This is a genomic window from Oscillibacter sp. (assembly GCF_031978065.1).
Taxonomy (GTDB): domain Bacteria; phylum Bacillota; class Clostridia; order Oscillospirales; family Oscillospiraceae; genus Oscillibacter.
Map to the genome: position 1 here is coordinate 1 of NZ_DALZCH010000114.1, position 9,901 is coordinate 9,901.

Annotated in this window: 9 protein-coding genes; 8 read left to right on the forward strand and 1 reads right to left on the reverse strand. The window is 47.9% G+C overall.

The features are described from left to right. The 8 genes from RTK01_RS13970 to RTK01_RS14005 all read left to right on the forward strand — a co-directional run. Positions 1 to 368: MptD family putative ECF transporter S component (locus RTK01_RS13970; protein WP_312281555.1), on the forward strand; the 368-nt coding region annotated here is incomplete at its 5' end. Further along, complete coding sequence (locus tag RTK01_RS13975; protein WP_312281556.1) at positions 368 to 1,096, forward strand: energy-coupling factor transporter transmembrane component T; 729 nt, start codon at positions 368 to 370, stop codon at positions 1,094 to 1,096. The genes RTK01_RS13970 and RTK01_RS13975, both read left to right, overlap by 1 nt. A 15-nt stretch (positions 1,097 to 1,111) precedes the next feature. After that, on the forward strand, positions 1,112 to 2,599 hold the full coding sequence (locus RTK01_RS13980; RefSeq protein ID WP_312281557.1) for an energy-coupling factor ABC transporter ATP-binding protein: 1,488 nt from the start codon (positions 1,112 to 1,114) through the stop codon (positions 2,597 to 2,599). A gap of 642 nt (positions 2,600 to 3,241) precedes the next feature. After that, the gene (locus RTK01_RS13985) at positions 3,242 to 3,601 is read left to right on the forward strand and encodes a BlaI/MecI/CopY family transcriptional regulator (RefSeq protein ID WP_312281558.1); all 360 of its coding nucleotides are present in this window, start codon (positions 3,242 to 3,244) and stop codon (positions 3,599 to 3,601) included. Between the two features lie 2 nt (positions 3,602 to 3,603). Next, complete coding sequence (locus RTK01_RS13990; protein ID WP_312281559.1) at positions 3,604 to 5,205, forward strand: M56 family metallopeptidase; 1,602 nt, start codon at positions 3,604 to 3,606, stop codon at positions 5,203 to 5,205. Further along, positions 5,202 to 6,020, forward strand: a complete 819-nt coding sequence (locus tag RTK01_RS13995; protein ID WP_312281560.1) for a TraX family protein — start codon at positions 5,202 to 5,204, stop codon at positions 6,018 to 6,020. The genes RTK01_RS13990 and RTK01_RS13995 overlap by 4 nt, the downstream gene beginning before the upstream one ends. A 342-nt stretch (positions 6,021 to 6,362) precedes the next feature. Then, positions 6,363 to 6,992 (forward strand): helix-turn-helix transcriptional regulator, encoded by a 630-nt coding sequence (locus RTK01_RS14000; RefSeq protein WP_312281561.1) that lies wholly within the window; start codon positions 6,363 to 6,365, stop codon positions 6,990 to 6,992. A 227-nt stretch (positions 6,993 to 7,219) separates the two neighbouring features. Beyond that, the gene (locus RTK01_RS14005; RefSeq protein ID WP_312281562.1) at positions 7,220 to 7,906 is read left to right on the forward strand and encodes a hypothetical protein; all 687 of its coding nucleotides are present in this window, start codon (positions 7,220 to 7,222) and stop codon (positions 7,904 to 7,906) included. Positions 7,907 to 7,998: 92 nt separating this feature from the next. On the opposite strand, the gene xdh is transcribed toward RTK01_RS14005, so the two are convergent. After that, the coding region (gene xdh, locus RTK01_RS14010; RefSeq protein WP_312281563.1) for a selenium-dependent xanthine dehydrogenase at positions 7,999 to 9,901 on the reverse strand (1,903 nt) is incomplete at its 5' end.

Consider the following 9,901-nt stretch of genomic DNA (forward strand, 5'->3'; position numbering starts at 1 on the left):
GTGGGATTTTCTTTTATCTGATTGGTTACGGTTGGATTGGCCTGATTGGCTGGATTTTGGGAGGCGTTTTGGGCGATCTGATTTTAAAGTTCGGCGGCTATCAGAGCTTTAAGGTTACCGCACTGAGCTATGCCTGCTTCTGCCTTGGGATTATGGGGTGCCCGGCAAATCTTTGGTTTGCCGGTGAGTCATATTGGGAGAACATCCACAGCTCTATGGGTGACCAGTATGCAAATATGTTACAGTCACTCATGCCACCTTGGATGCTGTATGCAGGCTTTGCGCTGTTGTTTGTGGGCGGTATTTTGGGCGCGTTGCTTGGACGCAAGATGCTGAAAAAGCATTTTGAAAGAGCAGGAATTATATAATGGAACAACTCCAGGCAGTTGCAAACATAAAAAAAGGATTTTGCCTTGACCCCCGGATAAAGCTGTTTTTGATGGCCGTTGTTGCTACCGCTGAATTTTTGTATTCCCATACCGCCTTTATGATTGCAGTGGCGCTGATTCCCTTTGTGCTGTTACTTACAAACCGTCAATATAAAACCGGCATTATCTTTTTTATTCTGTTCACGGCAGGACTGGTGGTTCAGGCGGTTCAAAATAGCATACAATTCCCGATGGTTATCAATATGCTTATTGTGCTTTTGGTTGGACTGGTTCTGCGGCTGTTTCCCGCCTTTATGATGGGGGCGTACTTCATAAAATCCACGACAGCAAGCGAATGTGTTGCGTCTCTGGGGAGGATGCACATTGGACGGCAGATTACCATTCCGCTATCCGTTCTGTTTCGTTTTATCCCAACCATGCAGGAGGAATCTTCCTCTATTAAGGATGCTATGAGAATGCGGGAGGTGCAGTTCGGCACTAAAAAGTTTTGGAGAAATCCAGCAGCTCTTGTGGAGTACCGCTTTATCCCGCTGATGATCTCTGTTGTCAAGATCGGGGAGGATCTTTCAGCAGCAGCCTTAACTCGCGGCTTAGATAATCCGATAAAGCGTACAAATATCACGAAAATTGCGTTCACACACTATGATGTGATCACAGTGTTAATCGCAGCGATTATGCTGGTTCTCACATTTTTTATACCGCAGTAAAGGAGAGCGCACAGAATGATAGAACTAAGGAATGTTTCCTTTACATACGAAAGTGGAGAAGCTGAAAACAGTCTAAAAAATATTAACCTCACCATTCAGGATGGCGAGACGATCCTGCTATGCGGGGAATCCGGCTGCGGGAAAACAACCTTAACCCGGCTGATCAATGGCCTGATTCCTCATTATTATGGAGGCCAAATGACAGGGGAGGTGTTGCTGGACGGCAGGGAGGCAAATGAATATCCTCTATATCAAATTGCGCAGCGGGTTGGCTCGGTATTTCAAAATCCCAGAACACAATTTTATAATGTGGAAACCACCAGCGAGATTGTGTTTGGCTGTGAGAATATGGGCTTGCCTGTTTTGGAAATGCGGGAACGCTTAGAAAGAACCACACAAAATCTCAAACTGGAGAAGTTGCTGAATCGGAGTTTGTTTGCTCTGTCTGGCGGAGAAAAGCAAAAAATCGCCTGCGCCTCTGCGGACGCCACTCGGCCCGATATTTTTGTGCTGGATGAGCCGTCTTCTAATTTGGATATTGTCACGATTCAAGATTTGGCTGGCGTGATTCGGCATTGGCGATCAGAGGGGAAAACAATTATTGTGGCAGAGCATCGCCTGTATTACCTTATGCCGTATGCGGATCGTATCATTTTTATGAAACACGGGGCTATCTGCCACGAGTTTACGAAGCAAGAGTTTCAGAGACTACAACCAGCGGAATTACAGAATATGGGGCTTAGGGCCTTAGACCCGTTTCATCTCTTGCCAGAATCCACGCCAAACCCCAATAGTTCTACCCTACGCATTCGCAATTTCCGGTTTTCCTATGAAAAAGACGGGCCGGTTAAGGTAGATATACCCGACCTGACACTGCCCAAGGGTGAGATTATCGGCATTATTGGAAACAACGGGGCTGGGAAATCCACCTTTGCCCGATGTCTGTGCGGACTGGATAAAAAGGCAAAAGGGAAGTTGGAACTAAACAACACCTCTTACGGAGCAAAGCAGCGTAGGTACCTCTCTTATCTGGCTATGCAGGATGTAAATCACCAGTTATTCACAGAAGATGTACTCGATGAAATGCTGCTTAGCATGGCTGGTGATGACGTGAAAAAAGAGACAACGCGCGCCAATGAAATTTTATCCAGTTTGGATTTGCTGGATAAAGTAAAACTGCATCCAATGTCTTTATCTGGCGGAGAAAAACAGCGGATTGCGATTGGCAGCGCAATTGCATCAAATAAAGAGGTTATGATATTTGATGAACCTACCAGCGGCCTTGACTATCGACACATGGTGGAGGTTTCCGAAAATTTAAACCACCTGAAAAAGATGGGAAAAAGCCTGTTTTTGATTACACATGATCCTGAACTCATTTACAAATGCTGCACTTACTTGCTGTTCATTGAGGATGGCCGGGTCCTATGGCATCGTCCAATGGATGATACTGCTGTAAAACTTTTGCAGAGTTTTTTTCTTATGGGTAACATTCAGGTCTAACACACCTAAGTTCAAGAAAAGAAGTTAGATATTAAGCTGCCGAGCCGGTAAGTGAGTTGCTGCGGGTCATTGATTCCTAATGAGCATTTTTTAATGCATAGAACATTCCCCGATATGCTCTATTATGCCATACCGGAGGAGATATTTGTTTTTTGTCTATGGGTAAAGGCGGTGGTTCATTTGAACCGCCGCCCTGCTTTATGTCATTTCGCTTCTTTCGTATCCTTGTGCTTGACGCTGTTTTCATTCGGCAAACTCCCGCTGTCCTTCCTGAAAATAATGTTCGAATCCTTGCTGAATGTCGTTGCCGCTCTTGACAGCAAGCGATCTGGAGGAAGTTTCGGAGCGCACCTATTTCTATACATTCTCCTTACTGTTTTGCGTTCAGTCCACTTTCTCCAAATGCCTTATACAGACCCAACAACGTGATAGCGTGCCTGATAATCGCCAACCACCTTATCCAAGGCTCCCGCTTCAGAGTAGGCATGGGGAAGGAAAATATCTTCAAAGTCTTTTCACAATTACAGCAACATCTCCGGCTTTTATGGAGATATGAGAAATTCTCTTGACAACTGGAGACTATCGTGATAGTCTAAATTCGATTAAGGACTATTGCAGTAGTCCGAAGGAGACGTAAATGATATGAGTATTAAATTATTTGACTCAGAACTTAAAATAATGGAAGTTCTATGGGAGCAAGGCACTGTACCTGCGCGCGATATTGTAGATGTATTGACAGATCGTGTTGGCTGGAACAAAAATACTACCTATACAGTAATTAAGAAATGTATTGAAAAGGGTGCCATCGACCGTGAAGAGCCCGGCTTTTTGTGTAAGCCGTTGGTTACAAAAGACGAGGTTCAGCAAAGCGAAACGGAGCAGCTCATAGATAAAATGTTTGGTGGCTCCAGCGAATTATTTTTTTCAGCTTTTCTCAAAAATCAAGGTATTTCAGAGGAAGAAGCAAAACGGCTTGCAAAACTGATTGAGGAGGCGAAGTAATTATGCTGCATTTCAGAATGGGTATGCCGCTGTATCTCATGGCTTTTTACGGCAGTATGATGATTGTCGTTGTTTTTCTGCTCAGAAGTATTTTGAAAAGTCACCTGCCCAAGCCGGTTTTTCCGTTGCTGTGGGGGCTGGTGCTGATTAGACTGTTGGTTCCGTTTTCTCTATCCAGTCCCATCAGTGCGCCTGTGCCGGAATGGCCGCTTCAGCATTCAAACAGCGCAACCGTTTATATAAGTGATCTTGCGGAAGACGCCGTCACACCCGGTACAGACGCTTCGGATGCTGTGACATACAGCTTTGCAGAAACTTCCGATCGTTTGACACCAGATTGGCAGTTCGCAGTAATTATTCTGTTTGGGTTGGGCACCGCCATTACAGCAGGCGTGTTGCTTATAGAAAAGCTTCGGTATTCCCGGAAATTAAAAAATAGCTTGTTGGTGGAGCATAACCAGGAAATTAATAAAATTCTTCGTGATATGGGTATGGGGCATATTCTTGTATTTACAAATGATGAAATTGCTTCACCTCTTGTGTGCGGAATTCTGAATCCGCACATTTATCTGCCCTCGGGTATCAATTTTCAGAAAACCCAGCTTCTGGGCCATATCCTTACCCACGAAATCATGCATATTAAGCGCAGGGATAACTGGATTAAGGCGGTGATGCTGCTTGCACTGTGCCTGAATTGGTACAACCCTCTGGTATGGTTTATGTCAAAGTGCTTATCCTCAGATTTAGAAGCTGCCTGTGACGCTGCCGTGCTTCGTCGGATTGATAATGACGAACGAAAAGACTATGCCGCCAGTCTCCTTTCCATGGCAATAACCGGAAATCGCTTTGCGCTGCTTTACAGTGCTTTTTCTAAGACAGAGGTAGAGCACCGCATAAAAAGCGTTTTAAACTATCAAAAGACGACTGCCTTTATTCTGGCACTGTCAGTCGTTTTTGTAATGAGCAGCACCATCGTATTTGCTACCGGAGGACAAGCTCCATTTTCTGCTTATTTGAGCAGCTATTGCAGCAGCACTTCCTCTCGATGGGGCGTTAAGGCAGGGCTTGCAAGAGACATCGCGTTGGGTGAAGATGCAGGGCTTCGCGCAGACAATGCAATTTTTGACGTACTGGATGCGGACACTACAAATAATCCCGAAACCATTGCCGATCAGGTCAAAGCGGCGCTTGCAAAGGAATTTAAGGTTGAGAGAGGTGCATTCCTGCTTGCAGTGGACCTTTGCCTGATGGAGGAAGAGGTTTTGCAGGAGTATGCAAAGCAGGGCATTACCAAGGGTCAGGACGGATTTTATCTTTATAAAGGCGAAGCTGTGCGAACTTATGAGGATGAAATGCTTGGTTCGGTGCAGACCCGACCGGACGGCAGTGTGGATATTGCCGTTAACAGAAATCGGTTGGGGCAAATCACCTCGGTGACGGTTTTAAAACAAGGAGACGAAGACTTTGACCGCCGCAGTAAGGAAATTGAACGCAGCCGACGTTTCAACACGGGCGTCTCTTACAGCTTTGACGGAACACAGGAAAATGCTCCTTTGGTGGAGCGGGATACGGCGGTCGAAGGGGGAACAAAATTTTTTAGGTGAGCAGTAAACAGCTAAAAATTCTTGCGCTTATCTCCATGTTTTTTGACCACTTCATACGCATATTTCCACTGTCGGACGCCATGGCGCCAATTGCAGATTGGGTATCTTCAATCGGACAAGAAAATTTGAGCGTATGGATCATGTCATGGATTCCCCATTTGCTAATATATTTCGGCAGAGTGGCGGCGCCTGTTTTTATGTTTTGTATCGTTGAGGGCTTTTTGCATACGTGTAATATCAAAAAGTATATGCTGCGGATTTTCAGTGTCCCGCTTGTTGCGCAAATTCCGTATATTCTGTTTAATCTTGCGGAAAGCCGGATATATGGTATCGCTGGGGATTGGAAGGAAGTTCCGTTTAATATATTGTTTACGCTGTGCTTAGGTCTGATTTCGCTTTGGGGATATAGTGAATGCGAGAAAAAGGGACATGGCATACTTGGAGTCGGAATCTTTCTGGTAGCGGGCGTTTTAGCGCGGCTGCTCCGATTTGAGGGCAGTGAGGGCTACATTCTAATGATCTTTATGTTCTATGTGCTAAGAAACCGACCTGCTTGGCAAAAGGCTTTAATCTTTATTCCCGTACTTGCGCTGGCACGTTACAGGCTGATCGCTTATACATTCAAATATTCTGCATTGCTTCGGACCTGCATCTTGAATGTGATTGGGCCTTATCTCGGCATTCTGGCTATTTGCTGTTATTCAGGCGAAAAAGGAAATACAGGTAAACGCTTTCAGAGATTTGTATACGCATTCTATCCGGTTCATCTGCTTGCCTTAGCGATTGTTGGATATCTTAGAACCCCATTGATATAGTAGGCAAAATAGAACTGCCCTGCTGATCGTAAATCAGCAGGGCGGTTCTATTCTGGGCGTATGTCAAATTGTGAGGTATATCTTTATCAACAACTTTCGGGGTTAAGATTTATTATAAAACACTGCATTACTTAAATATCTATGCGTTGGGAATTAAACTGACATATGAATATCAAATCTTTGCCATTTATGTTAAAATCAGTTTAATTTATATGATTCACGTATAAAATAAATTTGATTTAGCAACATAGCAACCGCCGGTTGACATATATTCAGGTTCAGGTGATGGCAGTGCAACCATGGCTTAGGGTACTATAACATTACCTGGGAAAGGGGGATATCATGAATATAGCAGACAGAATACAAAGCTTAAGAAAAACAAAGGGCGTATCACAGGAAGAACTTGCAGAGCAGACAGGAGTTTCCCGACAGGCCGTATCTAAATGGGAGGGCGGGCAAAGCGTGCCCGAGATAGATAAAATTATTGTCATGAGCGATTATTTTAACGTGACCACGGACTATCTTTTAAAAGGAATTGAGCCAAAGTCGGAGGAAATAAGAAAGAAGCCGGATGCCGGAGTGTTTTCAATTGTTGGCACGGCATTAAATTTTATTGGACTGATCGCTGCCGTGATGATTTGGTATGAGGAGAAACAATCTTCCTCTGTCGCGGTTGGTCTGATTATTATAGCGGTTGGGTGCATGTGCTTTGCAATTGGACAAAATATCGGGGATGAAAAGACAAAAATAAAGGCGAAAAAGCACTTTTGCCTAATTAACATATGGATTTTGGGGCTGATTCTCATTTCAATCTGCTTTAATCTGCTGGACGGCTTTTTCGGCGGATATGTGGGCTTAATTGCGCCGTATCCTCTGCTTGGAAATTCGTTTGCAACCTATGGGGCCGTCTGGTTGCTCTATGTTGGAATTTGTATTGGTACAGATTTTCTTATTATCAAAAAAACGGCTTAAATTTGCGTATGGTTAAGCTGCGGCGATATTAGCTTGGCGACACAAGACTGAAACCACCGCGGGACAGCAGATGAAAGAAGTTTATTTAGTAGATCATAAGCTTAAAAGATATACTTCAAATGGACCTTTTAATCACGACCTTAAGACAGGCTGTTGGTATTCTAAATGCTTTATGGTATACTTACAGTAACTGTTTTTTCTAATTACATCTGTTATTGGAGAGTTGCATGAGCTGTAATATTGATTTTGTCTGGCTGCAACAGCAGCTCCCGGAATATCAATTTCTGTTTTCCGACCTGACCATACATGGGGCGGTGCGATTTCAAGCGGCCAGTCTGTGTACGGAGGAGCAGGTGCGCTCCGCCGCTGCTTCTGGCCTGCAACGGGAGCAAATTTATTTCTCTGCGCCGGAAAAGATAGCTGCCGATTTGGGGCGCCTTTTTGGAACGTGCCGTTTTATTGCAAATAGCTGGGATGAGCTTCAGGAAATTGACCGGATTGCTCGACTTCACCAGCGGGAGGGGACGTTGGAACCCGTGGGGTTGCGGGTAATTCCTCAGCGCTTTGACAACGGAAAGCGGTCTGGAATTTCGGAAGGAATGATTCCTGCGCTTGCGGAGAAAATCAGAACGCTCCCGGCGATTTCCGTCCGGGGCTGCTTTGTGCAGGGGAAAATTGCGGGCCTCCACGGGGAGGCGCTGGGACGGTATTTTCGGGAATGCTATGAGATGGCAAAGCGAATGACCGTGATTTTGCCCTGCGGCATGCCTTATCTGTGCATTGAAAGTGGGGCGGGAGCCGCTAGCCAAAATTCGGTGGAACACCCGGAGACAGTGGAGGCGTTCTTGCGTCAGGCAAAAATTGTTGCTGCGCAGAACCAAACGGCCTTTTACGCGAAGCTGCTGATTACCTGACGCGGGGAGAACGGCTTTTAGAGAGACTTGACCAAAACAGGGAAGCGGGAGCCGGTAAAACCGGCTCCCGCTTTTGATTGCGCTGTAATCGTTTATTTTTTCCGATAAAGCGTGCCCTCCAGCGGAAGGCTCTGACGGAATTTTCCGTCCAGCCGGTAGTAGGCATGGGCGCAGGCAGGAGCCGTGGGAATCATGCACAGCTCTCCGCAGCCCTTGGCGCCCAGAGAGTAGGGAAGCTGATCCCCCTCGGCGGGACGGCAGAGAATGACCTCCAGCTCCGGGGCTTCCGTTGCCCGCATAAAACCGATGGTTCCGAATTTGCTCTTCGGATAGCCGTCCACGCACTCAAACTTTTCGGTCACGCCATAGCCGATGCCCATGATCATGCCGCCTTCAATCTGGCCTTCCACAGACTCGATATTGACGGGGGTTCCTACGTCGAAGGCGGAGACGGCTTTGGTGATTTTTCCTTCTTCGTTCAGCACAATTACCTGCGCGCCATAGGAATAAGAGACGTGGCTGACGGGATTTTCTTTCACCGCACCTAAGGGATCGGTGAGGGCGGAGTATTCTCCGAGAAATTCGCGGCCCTCCAGCTCGGCCAGCGTTTTTCCGCTGTCCAGCACGCATTTGAGACTTTCACCGGCGCGTCGGGCGGCTTCGCCGGTCATCACCGTCTGGCGGGAAGCTGTGGACGTTCCGGAGTCCGGCGTGCGCACGGTGTCCGCCGCCTCAAAGACAAACAGAGCGGGGTCCAGATTCGTTACGTGGCAGATTTCCGTCAGGGTCATCTGTCCAATGCCCTGCCCCATGCAGGAGGCGGAGGTGCGGATGTGGATTTTTCCCTGCTCCACAGACAGAAGAACCCGCCCAATGTCCTTTTTCCCCATGCCGGTCCCGGAATTTTTAAAGCCGCAGGCGATGCCCGCATAGGGGTTTGCGTGGAATACATCTTTCACCGCGTCTAAGCACGCGGCCATATTGGTGCTGGGGTCGGCTGTCTGTCCGTTGGGGAGCACATCTCCGGGTTTGATGGCATTGCGGCGGCGAAATTCCCACGGGTCCAGCCCCGCCATCTCCGCCAGAAGGTTGATGTTCATTTCCGTTGCAAAGCAGCTCTGGGTCACACCAAAGCCACGAAACGCTCCGGAGACGACGTTGTTGGTGTAGACGGACATGCCGAAAATGTCGATATTCTGATAGTTGTAAGGCCCCGCCGCGTGGGTGCAGGCCCGGTGCAGCACCGGTCCGCCCAGAGAGGCGTAGGCCCCCGTGTCCGCGATAATGATGCCCTTCATGCCGGTGAGAATGCCGTTTTCATCGCAGGCGGTGGTGAACTCCATCTCCATGGGGTGACGCTTGACATGGTAATTCAAAGACTCCTGCCGGGTGTACTTCACCTTGACGGGCTTTTTGGTGAGACACGCCATCAGTGCCGCATATTGCTGCACCGACATATCCTCCTTGCCGCCGAAGCCGCCGCCCACCAGCGCCGCGTGACAGTGTACCTGTTCCTGGGCAAGCCCCAGTATCTTGGCGCACTCCCGCTGCACGTCGTAGACGGACTGGCAGGAGGTGTACAGCAGCAGGCCGTCGTCTCCCTCAGGCATAGCCACGCAGCATTCCGGCTCCATAAAGCCGTGCTCCTGCCATGTGGTTTTATATTTCCGCGTAACCACGTATTTGGAGTTTTTAATGGCTTCGTCTGCGTTGCCCCGAACCAGATTGGCCCGGCTCATCACGTTGCCGTCCTCGTGAATCATGGGCGCGTCGCCCCGCAGGGCCTCGAAGGGGCTGGTGACGGGCGTGAGTTCCGTGTAATCTACCTCCACCAGCGCACAAAGCTCCTCCAGCAGTTCCTGCTTGTCGGTGGCGACCACCGCCAGCACGTTGCCGACATACCGGGTGGTGTCGCCCTCGCCCAGTATCACGTCCCAGTCCTGCTTGATGTGGCCGATTTTGTTGCAGTGAACGTCCTGCTTCAGCAGGACGTTC

Coding starts and splice junctions, on each gene's coding strand:
- RTK01_RS13975 (WP_312281556.1), top strand. CDS start 368: ATGGAACAACTCCAGGCAGTTGCAAACATAAAAAAAGGATTTTGCCTT.
- RTK01_RS13980 (WP_312281557.1), top strand. CDS start 1,112: ATGATAGAACTAAGGAATGTTTCCTTTACATACGAAAGTGGAGAAGCT.
- RTK01_RS13990 (WP_312281559.1), top strand. CDS start 3,604: ATGCTGCATTTCAGAATGGGTATGCCGCTGTATCTCATGGCTTTTTAC.
- RTK01_RS13985 (WP_312281558.1), top strand. CDS start 3,242: ATGAGTATTAAATTATTTGACTCAGAACTTAAAATAATGGAAGTTCTA.
- RTK01_RS14000 (WP_312281561.1), top strand. CDS start 6,363: ATGAATATAGCAGACAGAATACAAAGCTTAAGAAAAACAAAGGGCGTA.
- RTK01_RS14005 (WP_312281562.1), top strand. CDS start 7,220: ATGAGCTGTAATATTGATTTTGTCTGGCTGCAACAGCAGCTCCCGGAA.